The sequence below is a fragment of the Allobosea sp. 05T438 genome, from assembly GCF_056396025.1.
This window is the reverse complement of record NZ_JBFTKQ010000011.1, coordinates 1-16,008: the sequence shown is the minus strand read 5'-3', so window position 1 is coordinate 16,008 and position 16,008 is coordinate 1. Positions and strand designations below refer to the sequence as shown.

Here is a 16,008-nt window from a genome sequence, read left to right as displayed (position 1 = left end):
AAGGTGCCGCCCGACCGAAGGCATGAGCCGCCTCGGTCATAGCGACGGGCCTTTGAGCGCAGCGGGGCGCGATGAACGATATGACGAAGCTGTCGGCGGCGTCTGATCCGGCCGGCGCAAACCTCCTTGCCATGCTGGCCGGCGAGAAGCGCCCGGACCTGATCCGTGACGAGGTGCTGGCCGAGATCTTTGCGGCGACCGCAGCCGCTCGCCCTGACCATCCCGCTCTTGTCGATCGCGAACGTCGCCTCAGCTATGCCGAGGTCTGGGCCCAGGCCGGGCGGCAGGCGCGGGGCTTGCAGCTTGCCGGCGTCGGGCCGGGCGACATGGTCGGCCTGTGGATGCCGCGCGGCATCGATCTGCTCGTCGCGCAGATCGCGATCACGCGCGCGGGCGCGGCCTGGGTGCCCTTCGACGCGGATGCGCCGGTCGAGCGCATCGCGACCTGCCTCAATGACGCCGAGGCCAAGGGCATCGTCACCTGCGCCGGCTGGGCTGCCCGGGCCGAGGAGACGGACCGCAAGGTCTGGACGCCCGAAATCCTCGCGGCCGCGGCGGACGGGCATGAGCCGCCGGCGCGGCCGGCCGGGCTGACCAAGGAACATCCGGCCTATCTGATCTACACCTCCGGCTCGACGGGCACGCCGAAGGCGATCGTCATCAGCCACCGCAACATCTGCCATTTCCTGCGCTCCGGGAACGCGCTTTACGGGATCGGCCCCGACGACGTCGTCTTCCAGGGCGCCTCGGTCGCCTTCGACCTGTCGATGGAGGAGATCTGGACGCCCTATCTCGTCGGGGCGACGCTCTTCGTCGCCTCGCCCGAGATGATGGGCGATGCCGAGGAGCTGCCTGCCATCCTCGACGAGGCCGGCGTCACCGTCATCGACACCGTGCCGACATTGCTCGGCATCCTGCCGGCCGACGTGCCTTCCCTGAAGCTGATCCTGCTCGGCGGCGAGGCGCTGCCGCCGGCGATCGTGCAGAAATGGTCGAAGCCGGGCCGGCGCATCCTCAACACCTACGGCCCGACCGAGGCGACGGTCGTGGCGACCGCTGCCGAGGTCGTTCCCGGTGAGACCGTCACCATCGGCAAGCCGATCGCGAACTACACCGCCTATGTCGTCGGCGAAGATTTGCGCCTGGTCCATCCGGGCGAGCAGGGCGAGCTTCTGATCGGCGGGCCGGGCGTCGCCAAGGGCTATCACGGGCGCCCCGAACTGACGGCCGAGAAGTTCATCGCCAACCCGTTTTCCGGGCTGGCCGGCGAGGGCGACCCGGTGCTCTACCGCTCCGGCGATGCCGTCAGCCTCGATGAGAACGGCAACATTGTCTTCCACGGCCGCATCGACGACCAGATCAAGATCCGTGGCTTCCGCGTCGAGCTCGGCGAGATCGAATCGAAGCTCGCGGACGAGCCGGGCGTGGCGCAGGCGGCCGTCGTGCTGCGCACGGATGACGGCATCGAGCGGCTCGTCGCCTTCGTCGTGGCGGAGCCGGGCGTGGCGGTGGACGGTGCTGCGCTCAGAGCGGCACTGCGCGAGAAGCTGCCGCCCTACATGGTTCCCGCGCATTTCGAGGCGGTCGGCTCGCTGCCGCGCATGGTTTCCGGCAAGGTCGACCGCAAGATGCTGAAGGCGGCGCCGCTGACGGCGCCGAGCGCCGAGGGCGAACAGGAGCCCCCGCGCAACGAGACGGAAGCCGCCCTGCTCGATGCCGCCAGGCGCGTGCTCGGCGCAGCCAGCCTGCCGCTGGAAGCCGATTTCTTCGTCGATCTGGGTGGGCATTCGCTGCTCGCGGCGCGCTTCATCTCGATCGTGCGGGAGACGCCGGCCTATGCCGGCATCACGCTGCAGGATGTCTATGGTGCCCGTACGCTGCGTGCGATGGCCGCGCTGCTCGACGAGCGGGGCGCGGCAACGGCGGAGGACCTCTCCTTCACGCCTCCGCCGTTCCTGCGGCGCTTCCTGTGCGGGTTGGCGCAGGCTGCTGTGCTGCCGGTCATCATCGGCCTGTCGACGGCGCAGTGGCTCGGCGTCTTCGTCACCTACATGATCCTCTCGGGCGAGGATCTGCCGCTGCTCGGCCAGATCGCTGCCCTGCTCGGCGTCTACATCATGATCATCGTCGCGACCGGGCTCATTGCCGTCGCGCTGAAGTGGATCGTGCTCGGCCGGACCAAGCCCGGCGTCTATCCGCTCTGGGGCGTCTACTATTTCCGCTGGTGGTTTGCGGCGCGTGTCGCCGGCCTCGTCCATATCAAATGGCTCCAGGGCACCCCGGTGATGCGGTTCTACTGGCGCCTGCTCGGTGCCAAGGTCGGGCGCGACGTCGTCATCTCCGATTACGAGGCGGGCGCGATCGATCTGATCGAGATCGGCGACTTCACGAGCTTCGGCTCCAAGACCACCTTCGCCAATGGCGAGGCGATCGGCGACAAGCTGATCATCGGCCGCATCAAGATCGGGAAGGATGTCTCGGCGGGAGCTTCGGTCGTGCTCGGCCATGGCGCGGTCATCGGCGCTCATGCCGAGATCGGCGACCTCACCGCCATTCAGCCCGGCGTCCATGTCGGAGAGGCCGAGATCTGGGACGGCACGCCCGGCCGCAAGATCGGCACGGTCGACCTCGCCGCCCTGCCGCCGCAGGCCGAAGCCTCACCGGCGCGGCGCGCGCTGATGACCGTCTTCTACCTCCTGATGCTGATCGTGCTGCCGCCGGTCAGCCTACTGCCGATCTTCCCGGCCTTCTGGCTGTTCGACAAGATCGACGACTTCATCGCCGGCTGGACCGAGATCAGCTATCTCTGGTTCCTGCCGATCCTGACCTGGCCGACCGCGATCGGCCTCATCGCCTTCACCGTGCTGCTGATGGCGGGGTTGCGCTGGGCGATCCTGCCGCGCGTCACCTCCGGCTCCTACTCGATCCATTCCGGCTTCTACGCCCGCAAATGGACGGTGGCGCTGGCGACCGAGGTGACGCTGGAGACGCTCTCCTCGCTCTTTGCCACGATCTATATGCGGGCCTGGTACCGGCTGATGGGCGCGCACATCGGCAAGGGCGCGGAGATCTCGACCAATCTCTCCGGCCGCTACGACCTCACCGGCATCGGCGCGGGCAACTTCATCGCCGACGAGGTCGTCTTCGGCGACGAGGACATGCGCCGCGGCTATATGCGGCTCGACGCGACGCGCACGGGCGAGCAGGTCTTCGTCGGCAACGACGCGGTGGTGCCGCCCGGCGCGGTCATCCCAGACCGGGTGTTGATCGGCATCAAGTCGAAGCCGCCGGCCAATGACCGGATGCAGCCCGGCGACACCTGGTTCGGCTCCCCGCCGATCAAGCTGCCGACCCGTCAGAAGGTCGATCTCGGCGCGGACTGGACCTACAAGCCCTCCTTCGCCAAGCAGTTCGGGCGCGGCGTCTTCGAGGCGTTGCACACTTCCTTCCCGTCGATGCTGTTCATCACCTTCGGCACCATCGCCGTCGACATGGTGCTGCAGCAGAAGATCAACGAGGGCGACTGGCTCGGCCTTGCCCTGTCCTTCATGGCGGTCTCGGTGCTGATCGCCGTGGCCCAGGCCCTGATCTGCGCTGCCGTCAAATGGCTGATGATGGGCACCTACAAGCCGGTGATGAAGCCGATGTGGTCGTGGTGGGCGATGCGCACCGAGGCCGTCGCGGTGATGTATTGGGGCCTCGGCGGCAAGGTGCTGTTCGACTATCTGCGCGGCACGCCGTTTCTGCCCTGGTTCCTGATGCTGTTCGGCGCGAAGTACGGGAAGGGCGTCTGGCTCGACTCTACCGATATCACCGAGTTCGACTGCATCAAGGTCGGCGATTTCTGCACGGTCAACGCCCACTCGGCGCTGCAGACGCACCTCTACGAGGATCGCGTGATGAAGGTCGGCCGTGTCAGGCTGGGCAAGGGCGTCTGCGTCGGTGCCGGCGCGACCGTGCTCTACGACACCCATGTCGGCGACTACGCTCAGGTCGGGTTGCTGACCGTGATCATGAAGGGCGAAAACCTGCCGGCGCATACGCGCTGGGAGGGTGCGCCGGCGGTGCCGGCGAAGGCCTCGGCGCACTGAAGCTGGAGCGGTTCAGCGCGCCGAACCCCAGATCTTTCCTGCGGGAACGGCGCGGCCGGCCAGCGGCAGTGCCCTTTCCGCGTCGCCGAGTTCGCGGACATCGCCCTTGGGCAGGTCTCCGAGTTCGAGTTCGCCGATCCTGACCCGGACGAGGCGCAGGACTTCGGCCCCGGCCGCTTCCACGATCCGCCTGATCTGCCGGTTGCGGCCCTCGTCGATCACCATCTCGACCCAGGCATTGCGCGCGCCGTGGCGCAGCAGCGTGGCCGCGCGTGTCGTCAGGGTCTCGCCATCGTGCGTGGCTCCTGCCCGCAAACGGGCCATGAAGGCGTCGTCGGGCACCCGGTCGATCTGGACGTGATAGGTCTTCTCGACGCCGGAAGCGGGGTCGAGAATGTGCTGCGCCCAGCGGGTGTCGTTGCTCATGAGCAGCAGCCCCTCGCTCGCCATGTCGAGGCGCCCGACCGGAGCCAGGAAGGGCAGGTCGAGGCCGTCCAGACAGGCATAGACGGTCTGGCGCCCCTCAGGGTCGCTGGTTGTCGTGACCACGCCGCGCGGCTTGTTGAGCATCAGATAGACACGGCTTGCGGCGGAAACGGGCTGGCCATCGACCTGCAGACGCGCCCGCTGCGGGTCGATGCGCAGCTCCGGATGGCGGGCGCGGCGGCCGTCGACTGCGACGCGCCCTTCCTGGATCAGCTTCTCCGCCTGGGTGCGCGAGCAGTAGCCGAGCTTGGACAGGGCGCGGGCCAGGCCGACGCTTGCCGCGGTTCCGGGCGCGGGGCGCCTGCGGAAAGGTTTCATGATGAGCCTGGGCGCCGATGGCGCGGCCTGCCCGACGGATCGGAAAAGCTCCCGCCTGCTGCGGTGCGGCCGGTTCGGCCAGCAGGCGGCGGAGCCCGTCCCGACGATCGAGCGATGGTGACAGGGAGTGATCTGGTGTCTGTGGCTCGGTGCCGCGATTGCGCTGGCAGGGGCGAGCCGGCTCAACCCCGAAACCGCCGGCGGGCGGTTCGGGGCTAAAGTCCCGCGATGATGGGGCTCCCGGGGCGCCAGGAGCGCGAGGGGCAGGGCGCCAAGCAACTCATGCGGTCAGCTTGAAGCCGGCGCGGCGCGGTCTTGTCAATGGAGCGCGTGCAGCGGGGCGGGGTTTCGCCGCGGCCCGATCCGGCTTAAGAGCCGATACGCAACGCATCGGGCTCCCATGTCGCACAACAGCTTCGGTCATCTCTTCCGCGTCACCACCTTCGGCGAGAGCCATGGCCCCGCCATTGGCTGCGTCGTCGACGGCTGCCCGCCGCTGATCCCGCTGACGGAAGCCGATATCCAGGGCGATCTCGACCGGCGCCGGCCCGGCCAGTCGCGCTTCACCACGCAGCGCCAGGAGCCGGACCAGGTCCGCATCGTCTCCGGCGTCTTCGCGCGCGAGAGCGACGGCGTGCAGGTGACGACGGGCACCTCGATCGGGCTCCTGATCGACAATGTCGACCAGCGCTCGAAGGACTATTCGGACATCAAGGACAAGTACCGGCCGGGCCATGCCGATTTCACCTATGATGTGAAATACGGCATCCGCGACTATCGCGGCGGCGGGCGTTCCTCGGCGCGCGAGACGGCGATGCGCGTCGCCGCCGGCGCCATCGCCCGCAAGGTCGTGTCGGGCATGGTGGTGCGTGGCGCACTCGTCCAGATGGGGCCGCACAAGATCGACCGCGCCAACTGGGATTGGGAGGAAGTCGCCCGCAACCCCTTCTTCTGCCCGGATGCGAAGGCCGCGGCCTTCTTCGCCGATTATCTCGACGGTATCCGGAAGTCCGGTTCCTCGATCGGCGCCGTGCTGGAGATCGTCGCGGAAGGCGTGCCGGCGGGCCTTGGCGCTCCGATCTACGGCAAGCTCGATGCCGAGATCGCTGCGGCGCTGATGAGCATCAATGCGGTGAAGGGCGTCGAGATCGGCGAGGGCTTCGGCGCGGCCGAGCTTTCAGGCGAGGAGAACGCCGACGAGATGCGCGCCGGCAATGACGGGCGCCCTCTCTTCCTCTCCAACCATGCCGGCGGCATTCTTGGCGGCATCTCGACGGGGCAGGCCATCGTGGCCCGTTTCGCGGTGAAGCCGACCTCCTCGATCCTGGCGACGCGCGCGACCGTGACGCGAACGGGTGGCGAAGCCGAGATGTTCACCAAGGGGCGCCATGATCCCTGCGTCGGCATCCGGGCCGTGCCGGTCGGCGAGGCGATGGTCGCCTGCGTGCTGGCGGATCACTATCTGCGCCATCGCGGGCAGGTCGGCGTTGTGGAGCCGCGCTGGCCGTTTCAGGAGTGACGCTGCCGTCGTTCTCGGGCGAAGCGTAGCGGAGACCCGGGAATCTCTGGTCGGAAGAGGCGCTCATAGGCGAGTCTCCCGCGTCACGAGATGCTCGGGTCAAGCCCGGGCACGACGCGTAGCGGCTTGCATTTCAGCAATACTGAAAATGCGTCAATCATTCATTGCGGATGAAGTCTCGTCGTATTAGCTTGCTCGCATGAAGCTCGACGTCTGGCTCCGGCAGAACAAGATCGCGCGCAGCGCCTTCGCCAAGCAGGTTGGCCTGTCGCCGGCCAGCGTGACGGCGCTCTGCAACGACCCTGCCGCCTGGATCTCCCGCGAAAGCGCCGAGCGCATCACCGCCGCTACAGGCGGCGCCGTCACTCCCAATGATTTCCTCGGCCTGTCAGGGCCGCGCGAGGCTGCCATGTCCAACAACGTCGCCGAGACCATCGAAGCCTTCGCCCGCGGCGAGATCGTCATCGTCACCGATGACGACGATCGCGAGAACGAGGGCGATCTCATCGTCGCCGCCTCTCTCTGCACGCCGGAGAAGATGGCCTTCATCATCCGCAACACCTGCGGCATCGTCTGCGCGCCACTGACCGCGAGCGAGGCCCGGCGCCTGCGCCTCGATCCGATGGTCTCGTCCAACGACGCGCCGCTCGGCACGGCCTTCACCATCACCGTCGACGTCAAGCACGGGCTGACCACCGGCATTTCGGCCGAGCAGCGCACCAACACCGTGCGCGCGCTCGCCAATGGCAATATGGGCGCGGCCGATTTCGTCCGGCCGGGCCATGTCTTCCCGCTGATCGCCAAGGACGGCGGCGTGCTGATGCGTTCCGGCCATACGGAAGCCGCCGTCGACCTGTGCAAGCTCGCCGATCTGCCGCCGGTCGGCGTGATCTGCGAACTCGCCAATGACGACGGTACCGTGATGAAGGGCGCGCAGATCACCGCCTTCGCCGAGAAGCACGGGCTGAAGCAGATCACGGTCGCCGACCTGATCGCCTATCGCCAGTTGCGCGAGAAGCTGGTCGAGCGGGTGCATTCCTTCCCGGTCAAGACCGCGTTCGGCGAGATGACCGGCCATGTCTACATCACGCCCTTCGACAACACCCAGCACTTTGCTTTCGTGATGGGCAAGCTGGGCGACGGCGAGAAGGTGCCGGCCAGGCTGCACAGGGCCGATGTGGTGGCCGATGTGCTCGGCGGCGCCAGCTCGATCCAATGCGTTCTGCGGCGCTTCCAGCAGGAAGGGAAGGGCGTCCTCGTCTATCTGCGCGACGGCAGCGCCGGCGTGCCGATCAAGAGCGTCGAGGAAGGCTCGGACGAGCTGCGCATCCAGCAATGGCGCGAGGTCGGCCTCGGCGCGCAGATCCTGCGCGATCTCGGAGTCAGCTCGATCGTGAACCTCGCCTCCTCGCCGCGCTCCTTCGTGGGCCTCAGCGGCTTCGGCATCGAGATCGCGGAGACCGCGCCGCTGGAGTGAGGCCCGCTCAGCTGCCCATCAGCGCCCCGACATGGGCGGCCGCCGATCGCGCCAGCGCGTCGAGATCGTAGCCGCCCTCGAGCACGGAGACGACGCGGCCGCCGGCGTGCTTGTCCGCGATGTCGATCAGCTTCTGCGTCGCCCAGGCGAAATCGGCTTCGCGGAGATTGAGACTGGCGAGCGGATCGCGCCAATGGGCGTCGAACCCGGCCGAGATCACCACGAGATCGGGGCGGAAGGCATCGAGGCGAGGCAGGATCGCGATCTCGAAGGCCTCGCGGAATTCGTCCGATCCCTCCCCGGGGTGCAAGGGCACATTCACGATCGTGCCGTGGGCGCCGCGCTCCGACGCCGCGCCGGTGCCCGGATAGAGCGGCATCTCGTGGGTGGAGGCGTAAAGGACGCTCGCATCCTCCCAGAAGATGTCCTGCGTGCCGTTGCCGTGATGGACGTCCCAATCGACGATGGCGACGCGCGCGGCACCGTGGGCCTTCTGCGCATGACGAGCGGCAATCGCAGCGTGGTTGAAGAAGCAGAAGCCCATGGCGCGGTTGCGCTCGGCATGGTGTCCCGGCGGGCGCATGGCGACAAAGGCATTGCGGGCCTTGCCGCTCATGACCTCGTCCACGGCAGCGGTTGCGCCGCCGACGGCGCGCAGGACGGCCTCGATCGTGCCGGGAGACATGAACGTGTCGCCGTCGACCTGAACGAAGCCGGAAGCCGGGCTCGAATCGATCAGCGCCTGAGCGTAGGTGGCGGGGTGGCAGAGCGTCACCTGTTCGAGCGTTCCGAGCGGCGCCTCCACCCGAATCAGCGCCGCGAAACGCTCTGCTTCCAGAGCCTGATCGATCGCCTTCAGCCGCTCGGCGCATTCGGGGTGGCCGGGCGGCATGGCGTGGCCGAAGCCTGCGGGATGGGTGATCAGAAGCGTGGTCAAGCGGGTCAATCCAGACGATTGCGGTCAAAGCGACGGAAAGCGTGGCCCGTTTGCCACGCCTGCGCGCGATCAGGGCGCCCTAAGGGGAACTTGATTGCGCCTTGCCGGTTTGGAGCCTAGTGCTTCGCCAGACCGTCGCGCCTCGGGTATGACTTGGGCGATACGAAGCGTTAACTCTTGATTCATCATAAAGGGTGCCTTCGGGTCGCTCTGGTGGAGACTATGAAGAAGACCGTTTTCGTTGCCCTGGCGCTGTCGGCGCTGCTCGGTGCCTGCCAGTATAAGAGCGTGGCCGCTCCGGAGCTGTCAGCCCGCGACGCGGAATATATCGCGCTCGTCCCCAAGTTCGATACCTACCTTCCCTATCTCCCTTACGAGATCGCCGATCCGACCGGGCAACCGCCCGGCACGGTCTATGTCGATACGAAGGAGAAGTTCCTTTACCTCGTCCTGCCGAACAAGAAGGCGATCCGCTACGGCGTCGCCACCGGTGACGAGGCTTATGGCTGGACCGGCGAGGCCGTGGTGCAGCGCAAGGCCGAATGGCCGCGCTGGACGCCGCCGGCCGAGATGGTCAAGCGCTGGCCGCATCTGAAGCCGGTTGCGGGCGGAATGAACGGCGGGCCGGAAAACCCGCTCGGCGCGCGCGCGCTCTATCTCTATCAGAACGGCCACGACACGCTCTATCGCATCCACGGCACCAACGAACCCGAGACGATCGGCCGTTCGGCCTCGTCCGGCTGCATCCGGATGCGCAATATCGACGCTATCGACCTGTTCAATCGCGTGCCGGTGGGCGCGAAGGTCATCGTCGTCTGACCTTCGACGGCAACTTCAGGAATTCGAGCGGGCGGCCTTCGGGTCGCCCGTTTTCGTTACAGGCGGCCGTCACGAAAAAGGCCGGCGGGAGTAGAGCTCCGCGCCGGCCAGTTTAGGGTCTCGAAGGGAGGTTTCAGTCGTCGAAACCGTGGCGGAGCACACCGGGGAGTTCGGTCCTGCGTGCCTCGCCGTGCTTCTTCAACGCGCCTGACAGCTGCCTGGTTCCCGCAGCGACCGCCTGAATCGCGATCGGGCGGAACTGCGACGTGTAGTTTTCGCGTGCCGCGGCATCGTGGAAACTCTTGCGCACCTGCATCTGGGGACGGACGTCGTTTTGAAACATGGCTCCTGACTCTCTGATGACCTGACGCCGGAGGCTCTCGCCCGCCGACCTCGTCACCCTGCCGGCCGATCAGGACGGGGCCGGGGCGCGTCTGTGATTTGTTCGTGGCGATCTCGGGCCGTGCGCGGTTTCGGCCACATTGATGAACGAAAACAAAAAAGGCCGGGCGATCGCCGCCCGGCCTTCAAAATCGCACATGCCGTGGCCGTCAGGCGAACAGGCCTTCCGCCTTGGCCCAGTCCAGCGTCTTGTCGAGGGCGCGCTCGCAGCGGTTGAACATCTCCTCGGTCTCGGCCTCGCTGATGACCAGCGGCGGGCAGAAGGCGAGACGGTCGCCCATGGCGCGGGTGATGAGACCCTCCTGCAGCGCGAAGGCGACAGCCTTGGCGCCGACGCCCTTCTTGGTCTCGAAGGCAGCCTTGGTCTGCTTGTCCTTGACCAGCTCGGCGCCGCCGATCAGGCCGACACCGCGGGCTTCGCCGACGAGCGGATGCTCGGCAAGCTTCTCGAGGCGGCGGATGAAGGTCGGCGAGACCTTGTTGACGTGATCGACGATCTTGTCGCGCTGGTAGATCTCCAGCGTCTTCACCGCGACGGCGCAGCCGACCGGGTGGCCCGCATAGGTGTTGCCGTGGCCGAAGGTGCCGATCTTGCGGCTCTGGTCGACCAGAACCTCATAGACCTTCTCGTTCATCATCACGGCGCTGAGCGGGAAATAGGCCGAGGTGATCTGCTTGGCGAGCGAGATTGTGTCGGCGTTCATGCCGTAGGTCTCGGTGCCGAACATCTTGCCGGTGCGGGCGAAGCCGGTGATGACCTCATCCGAGATGAACAGGATGTCGTATTTGGCGAGGACGGCGTTGACCTTCTCGAAATAGCCCTCCGGCGGGGTGATCGCGCCGCCGGCGCCCATCACCGGCTCGGCGATGAAGGCGGCGACGGTGTCGGGCCCCTCGCGCAGGATCATCTCCTCGAGCTCGGCAGCGAGGCGGGTCGAGTAGTCCTGCTCGCTCTCGCCCGGCTCGGCGAAGCGGTAATGGTGCGGGCAGGAGGTGTGCAGGATGCCCGGCAGCGGCAGGTCGAAGTCGATATGGTTGTTCGGCAGGCCGGTCAGCGATGCCGAGGCGACGGTGACGCCGTGATAGCCCTTCAACCGCGAGATGATCTTCTTCTTCTGCGGCCGGCCGAGCGCATTGTTCATGTACCAGACGATCTTGACCTGGGTGTCGTTGGCATCGGAGCCGGAGGCCCCGTAGAACACCTTCGAGATCGGAACCGGGGCGATCTCCTTCAGCTTCTCGGCGAGCTCGATCGCCGGGTCGTGGCTGCGCCCACCGAAGATATGGGTGAAGGGCAGCTTCTTCATCTGCTCGTAGGCGGTCTCGATCAGCTCCTGGTTGGAGTAGCCGAGCGAGGTGCACCAGAGGCCCGCCATGCCCTCGATATATTCCTTGCCAGCGGAATCGTAGACGTAGACGCCTTTGCCGCTTTCCATCACCAGCGGCCCGTTCTGCCGGTGGGTGGCGAGGTTGGTATAGGGATGGACGAGGGTCTCGATGTCCCTGACGGCGACATTCGACAGCATGATGGGCTCCCGGTTCTGTTTAATATTCTTGCCACCATAAGCCGAGATGGCCGCAAATGTTGAGCGATTTTGGCGCAGGGGACGGTAGACTCTGCCGCAGGGCGGCTGCGGAGGCAAAGAGTTCCGCCAGGTGTTTTTGGAGCCTACCGGTGTTATGATACGCTGCCATTCCGGGCTTGACTCTGGGCAATGCCAGCGCGCTGCCGATCAAGGTTCAGGCATGGATCCCGGATCTCCGCTTCGCTGCGTCCGTGATGACCCCCGCATCCGTGAAAATGCAGTGCGCCGTGACAGGCCTCAGCGCGCGATCGGCGGCGGGACGAAGCGGCTGCCGAGTTCTTCCAGCATCGCGCCGACGGCGATCGCCGTGCGGTCCTCGCCGAAGGGCGCGATGATCTGGACGCCGAGCGGCATGCCCTCGCGCGACCGCATCACCGGCGCGCAGAGCGCCGGCAGGTCGGCGCCGGTGGCGGGCGCTGCCCACAGCAGGAAATCGAGATAGGGTCTCGGCTCGCCATTCACCATCAGCCGGCGGGCATGGATGTCCGGGCCGTGGTCGTGCGGGATCGCGGCGACCGGAGCCGGCGGACAAAGCACGACGTCGTAGCGCTCGAAGAAGCGCGCCCATTGCCGCTTCTGGGCAAGCCGGCGGTGGGCAAGTTGCTGATAGAGACCGGGCGTCATCCGCGCGCCGCGCGCCTGCAGCGCCTGATGTGACAGATCGTTCGGGCTGAAGCGCGAGGCCTGGGCCTGGATGCGGGCACGTACCTTCGGCGGCAGACCATAGGCCACGACGGCGTGGTTCAGCAACGCATAGACCTCGAAAGCATCGGCGAAGCTCACCGAGGGGCGGGCTGTCTCGTCGACGCTGGCGCCGGCTTCTGCGAGGCGACGGGCGGCTTCGCGCACGGCCTCGGACACCTCCTTGTCGACGGGAGCGAAGGGGTCCTCGGCCCAGAGCGCGATGCGCAGGCCCTTGGCCGTCCGGGCGCGCGGCTCAGGCAGGGCGGGAGAGGGGAGCGCGGCATCGCGCGGGCCGGCGATCACCGGCAATATGAGGTCGAGATCCTCTGCCGCGCGGGTGATCGGACCGGCCACCATCAGGTCGACATTGCGGGCAGTCCGGCGCTCGGGCGGAGGTGGGATCGCGCCCCAGGTCGAGACCAGCCCCCAGCTCGTCTTGAGCCCGAAGACGCCGCAGGCATGGGCCGGCCAGCGGATTGAGCTGCCGAGGTCGGAGCCGAGCTCGAAGGCGCTCATGCCCGTGGCGACAGCGACCGCTGCGCCGCCTGAAGAACCGCCGGGGGAGCGGGTTTCGTCCCAGGGGTTGTTGGTCACGCCATGGACGGGATTGTAGCTCTGGAAATCCCCGGAGAAGACCGGGACATTGGTCTTGCCGACGATGACCGCGCCGGCAGCGCGCAGCCTCGCGACCGCGGCCGCATCTTCGGCAGGCAAGCGCTCGCGATAGGCCGGCAGACCGCCTGATGAGGGCAGGCCGGCGACGTCGAAGGCGTCCTTGATCGTGATCGGCAGGCCTTCGAGAGGCCGCGCCGTGCCATTCGCGAACCGTTCGTCACTGACGCGGGCCATGGCGCGGGCGGCCTCGCGATCCTGCGCGACGATCGCGTTGAGATGCGGGTTGATCGCATCGATGCGGGCGAAGGTGGCCTCGAGCAGGTCGGTGGCGCTGAAGCGGCGCGCAAGCAGGGCCGTACGCAGGGCGGTGGCCGAGGCGGTCAGGTCGATGTCGGCAGCCATCCCGGCATCACTCCGCATCGACGGCGCGGGCGTGATCGCGCCAGAGCAGGACGAGCCGATCGAGTTCTGCGAGATCGTCGGGCTTCAGCTTGCCAAGCGTGCTGGCGACGAAGTCGCGCTGGCTGGCGATGCCAGCCTCGGCCAGCCGGCGGCCTTCGGCAGTCAAGTGCATGGCATAGGAGCGCCGGTCCCCGGCGATCGCACGACGCTCGACGAGGCCGGCCTGCACGAGGCGGTCGACCAGTCCCGAGACATTGCCCTTGGTGACATAAAGCCGCTCGGCGAGCTCGCTCTGGCTGATGCCTTCCTGCTCCGTCAGGGTCGAGAGCAGGTCGAATTGCGGGATCGAGAGGCCGAGCTTGCGGATGCGCCCGGTCATCTGCATCAGCATGCGCTGGTGCAGTCGCATAAAGCGGAACCAGACCCGGTCAGGCTCCGTCACCGCGTGCGGCACGCTTTTCGGAGCGGTCATCGCGTTTCCCCCCTCTGGAACGATCAGACCTAAACTATCCGGAGCCGTCAGGCGAGCCTTCGATAGTGCGACTTTCCTTTCGCGGAAGCACGTCGCTATCCTCTCGAAAACGATAAGCCTTCGGGAGGAACGCGCATGCTCGGCCTGATGCAGGATTGGTCCCTTCTGCTCCACCGGATCATCGACCATGCGGCGATCCAGCACGGCACGCGCGAGGTCGTCAGCCGGGCGGTCGAGGACGGCACGCTGCGGCGACGAAACTATGCCGAGATCAGGGGCCGAGCGCTTCGCGTGGCCAAGCGGCTGCAGCGGGAAGGCGTCAAGCTCGGGGACCGGGTGGCGACGCTGGCCTGGAACAGCGACCGGCATCTCGAGCTCTGGTACGGCATCAGCGGCATCGGCGCGATCACGCACACGGTCAACCCGCGCCTGTTCCCCGAGCAGATCGCCTGGATCATCAACCATGCCGAGGACCGGCTGCTCTTCCTCGACCTGACGTTCGTGCCGATGATCGAGCAGTTGCAGGAGAAGCTGCCGAGCATCGAGCGCTACATCGTCCTCAGCGATGCCGCGCATATGCAGAAGTGCGGTCTCAAGGGCGCGGTCGCCTATGAGGACTGGCTCGCCGAAGCGGACGAGGATTTCGCCTGGGGTGTCTTCGACGAGAACACGGCGGCTGGTCTCTGCTACACCTCCGGCACGACCGGCGGGCCGAAGGGCGTGCTCTACTCGCATCGCTCCAACGTTCTGCACGCGCTCGCCTGCGCGGCGCCGGACTATATGGGGCTGTCCTCGCGCGACACCGTGATGCCGGTCGTGCCGCTCTTCCATGCGAACAGCTGGTCGCTGGCCTATTCCGCGCCGATGACGGGCGCCAAGCTGGTGATGCCCGGCGCGAAGCTGGACGGCCCCTCCCTTCATGAATTGCTGGAAGGCGAGGGCGTCACCATGACTGCGGCGGTGCCGACGGTCTGGCTCGGATTGCTGCAGCATCTGGAGGCGACCGGCGGCAAGCTGTCGACGCTGAAGCGCGTCGTCATCGGCGGCTCGGCCTGCCCGCGCGCGATGACGGAGGCCTTCGAGCGCAAATACGGCGTCACGGTCGCCCATGCCTGGGGCATGACCGAGATGAGCCCGCTCGGCTCCTTCTGCTCGATGAAGCCGGTCTACCAGCAGCTCGAAGGCGAGGCGCTCTACGATCTCAAGGTCAAGCAGGGCCACCCACCCTTCACGGTGGAGTTCCGGCTCACCGACGACGCCGGCCGGGACCTGCCCTGGGATGGCAAGACCTTCGGTCGCCTCAAGGTGCGTGGGCCGGCGGTGGCTGGCGCCTATTACCGGCGCGAGGACGAGGACATTCTCGACGATCACGGCTTCTTCGATACCGGCGATGTCGCGACGATCGATCCCGCCGGCTACATGCAGGTCACCGACCGCTCGAAGGACGTGATCAAATCGGGGGGCGAATGGATCTCCTCGATCGACCTCGAAAACCTCGCCGTCGGCCACCCCGATGTGGCCGAGGCGGCGGTGATCGGTGTCGCGCATCCGAAATGGGACGAGCGGCCATTGCTGGTGATCGTGCCGAAGCCGGGCCGCACGCCCGGTAAGGAGGAGATGCTTGCCTTCATGAGCGGCAAGATCGCGAAATGGTGGTTGCCGGACGATGTCGTGCTGGTCGAGGCAATCCCGCACACCGCGACAGGGAAGATCCAGAAGACGGCGCTGCGCGAGATGTTCAAGGACTACCGGCTGCCGGGCTGAGCCGCTGCGTCCCTGAATCGAAAACGGCGCCCTTTCGGGGCGCCGGGTCGTGTCGTGTCGGGCGGGCCTTCCCGCCTCAGAACTCTTCCCAGCCTGCGTCCTGGGCGCGGCCATTGGCGACCTTGCGCGGGGCGGGGGCGGCCTTGGACTGGGCGAAGGCGGCCTCGGCGAGCTTGCGCAGCCGCTCCGGCTCGGCCGCCGGAGCCCTGGCGGATGCGGCCGGGGCGGCTGCCGTGACGGCGACAGGGCGCGCCGCGGCGCGAGGCGCGGCTTTCGCCGGGCGCGCGGCCGGGACAGGCTGCGGATAGCCTGACTGCCCCACCGCCTCGCGGCTGGTGCGGAAGGTCGCGACCAGCTCGTTGAGCTGGCCGATCCGGCCGGAAAGCGCATTGGCGGAAGCGGCGCTCTGTTCGGCCAGCGCCGCGTTCTGCTGGGT

Annotated in this window: 11 protein-coding genes and 1 pseudogene; 5 read left to right on the top strand and 7 right to left on the bottom strand. The window is 67.2% G+C overall.

The annotated features are described in order from the left end of the window. Positions 1–80: 80 nt before the first annotated feature. Complete coding sequence (locus tag AC1DIN_RS20035) at positions 81–4,091, top strand: Pls/PosA family non-ribosomal peptide synthetase (protein ID WP_476811065.1); 4,011 nt, start codon at positions 81–83, stop codon at positions 4,089–4,091. Between the two features lie 12 nt (positions 4,092–4,103). Here the strand turns inward: AC1DIN_RS20035 and AC1DIN_RS20030 are convergent, their stop codons facing one another. Continuing rightward, on the bottom strand, positions 4,104–4,895 hold the full coding sequence (locus tag AC1DIN_RS20030) for a pseudouridine synthase (RefSeq protein WP_476811064.1): 792 nt from the start codon (positions 4,893–4,895) through the stop codon (positions 4,104–4,106). 400 nt (positions 4,896–5,295) lie between these two features. Here AC1DIN_RS20030 and aroC point away from each other — a divergent pair, with 400 nt between their 5' ends. Both aroC and ribB read left to right on the top strand, forming a co-directional pair. After that, entirely contained in the window at positions 5,296–6,414 is a 1,119-nt protein-coding gene (aroC, locus tag AC1DIN_RS20025) for a chorismate synthase (RefSeq protein ID WP_476811063.1), read from the top strand. 199 nt (positions 6,415–6,613) lie between these two features. After that, positions 6,614–7,891, top strand: coding sequence for a 3,4-dihydroxy-2-butanone-4-phosphate synthase (gene ribB, locus AC1DIN_RS20020; protein ID WP_476811062.1), 1,278 nt, complete (start codon positions 6,614–6,616; stop codon positions 7,889–7,891). 7 nt (positions 7,892–7,898) lie between these two features. Here the strand turns inward: ribB and AC1DIN_RS20015 are convergent, their stop codons facing one another. Further along, positions 7,899–8,828 carry a histone deacetylase family protein gene (locus AC1DIN_RS20015; RefSeq protein WP_476811061.1) on the bottom strand — a complete coding sequence of 310 codons (930 nt, stop codon included), beginning with the start codon at positions 8,826–8,828 and terminating at the stop codon, positions 7,899–7,901. A 222-nt stretch (positions 8,829–9,050) separates the two neighbouring features. Here AC1DIN_RS20015 and AC1DIN_RS20010 point away from each other — a divergent pair, with 222 nt between their 5' ends. Then, complete coding sequence (locus tag AC1DIN_RS20010) at positions 9,051–9,647, top strand: L,D-transpeptidase (protein WP_441472844.1); 597 nt, start codon at positions 9,051–9,053, stop codon at positions 9,645–9,647. A gap of 133 nt (positions 9,648–9,780) precedes the next feature. On the opposite strand, the gene AC1DIN_RS20005 is transcribed toward AC1DIN_RS20010, so the two are convergent. From AC1DIN_RS20005 to AC1DIN_RS19990, 4 genes are all read right to left on the bottom strand, one after another. Beyond that, positions 9,781–9,990: a hypothetical protein gene (locus tag AC1DIN_RS20005; protein ID WP_441472843.1), complete on the bottom strand. Its 210-nt coding sequence runs from the start codon at positions 9,988–9,990 to the stop codon at positions 9,781–9,783. 208 nt (positions 9,991–10,198) lie between these two features. Next, positions 10,199–11,575 (bottom strand): aspartate aminotransferase family protein, encoded by a 1,377-nt coding sequence (locus AC1DIN_RS20000; protein ID WP_441472842.1) that lies wholly within the window; start codon positions 11,573–11,575, stop codon positions 10,199–10,201. A 297-nt stretch (positions 11,576–11,872) separates the two neighbouring features. Further along, positions 11,873–13,336: an amidase gene (locus AC1DIN_RS19995; RefSeq protein ID WP_476811060.1), complete on the bottom strand. Its 1,464-nt coding sequence runs from the start codon at positions 13,334–13,336 to the stop codon at positions 11,873–11,875. A gap of 7 nt (positions 13,337–13,343) precedes the next feature. Further along, complete coding sequence (locus tag AC1DIN_RS19990) at positions 13,344–13,808, bottom strand: MarR family winged helix-turn-helix transcriptional regulator (protein ID WP_441472840.1); 465 nt, start codon at positions 13,806–13,808, stop codon at positions 13,344–13,346. 135 nt (positions 13,809–13,943) lie between these two features. Here AC1DIN_RS19990 and AC1DIN_RS19985 point away from each other — a divergent pair, with 135 nt between their 5' ends. Beyond that, a complete protein-coding gene (locus AC1DIN_RS19985) occupies positions 13,944–15,572 on the top strand; it encodes a long-chain-fatty-acid--CoA ligase (protein WP_476811059.1) in 1,629 nt (542 codons plus the stop codon). A gap of 76 nt (positions 15,573–15,648) precedes the next feature. On the opposite strand, the pseudogene AC1DIN_RS19980 reads toward AC1DIN_RS19985, so the two are convergent. Beyond that, positions 15,649–16,008, bottom strand: a pseudogene (locus tag AC1DIN_RS19980) (hypothetical protein); the annotation flags it as partial.

What these genes read in the sequence shown, in the direction of transcription:
- AC1DIN_RS20035 (WP_476811065.1), top strand. Translation starts at nt 81, where the DNA reads ATGACGAAGCTGTCGGCGGCGTCTGATCCGGCCGGCGCAAACCTCCTT.
- AC1DIN_RS20030 (WP_476811064.1), bottom strand. Translation starts at nt 4,895, where the DNA reads ATGAAACCTTTCCGCAGGCGCCCCGCGCCCGGAACCGCGGCAAGCGTC.
- aroC (WP_476811063.1), top strand. Translation starts at nt 5,296, where the DNA reads ATGTCGCACAACAGCTTCGGTCATCTCTTCCGCGTCACCACCTTCGGC.
- ribB (WP_476811062.1), top strand. Translation starts at nt 6,614, where the DNA reads ATGAAGCTCGACGTCTGGCTCCGGCAGAACAAGATCGCGCGCAGCGCC.
- AC1DIN_RS20010 (WP_441472844.1), top strand. Translation starts at nt 9,051, where the DNA reads ATGAAGAAGACCGTTTTCGTTGCCCTGGCGCTGTCGGCGCTGCTCGGT.
- AC1DIN_RS20005 (WP_441472843.1), bottom strand. Translation starts at nt 9,990, where the DNA reads ATGTTTCAAAACGACGTCCGTCCCCAGATGCAGGTGCGCAAGAGTTTC.
- AC1DIN_RS20000 (WP_441472842.1), bottom strand. Translation starts at nt 11,575, where the DNA reads ATGCTGTCGAATGTCGCCGTCAGGGACATCGAGACCCTCGTCCATCCC.
- AC1DIN_RS19995 (WP_476811060.1), bottom strand. Translation starts at nt 13,336, where the DNA reads ATGGCTGCCGACATCGACCTGACCGCCTCGGCCACCGCCCTGCGTACG.
- AC1DIN_RS19990 (WP_441472840.1), bottom strand. Translation starts at nt 13,808, where the DNA reads ATGACCGCTCCGAAAAGCGTGCCGCACGCGGTGACGGAGCCTGACCGG.
- AC1DIN_RS19985 (WP_476811059.1), top strand. Translation starts at nt 13,944, where the DNA reads ATGCTCGGCCTGATGCAGGATTGGTCCCTTCTGCTCCACCGGATCATC.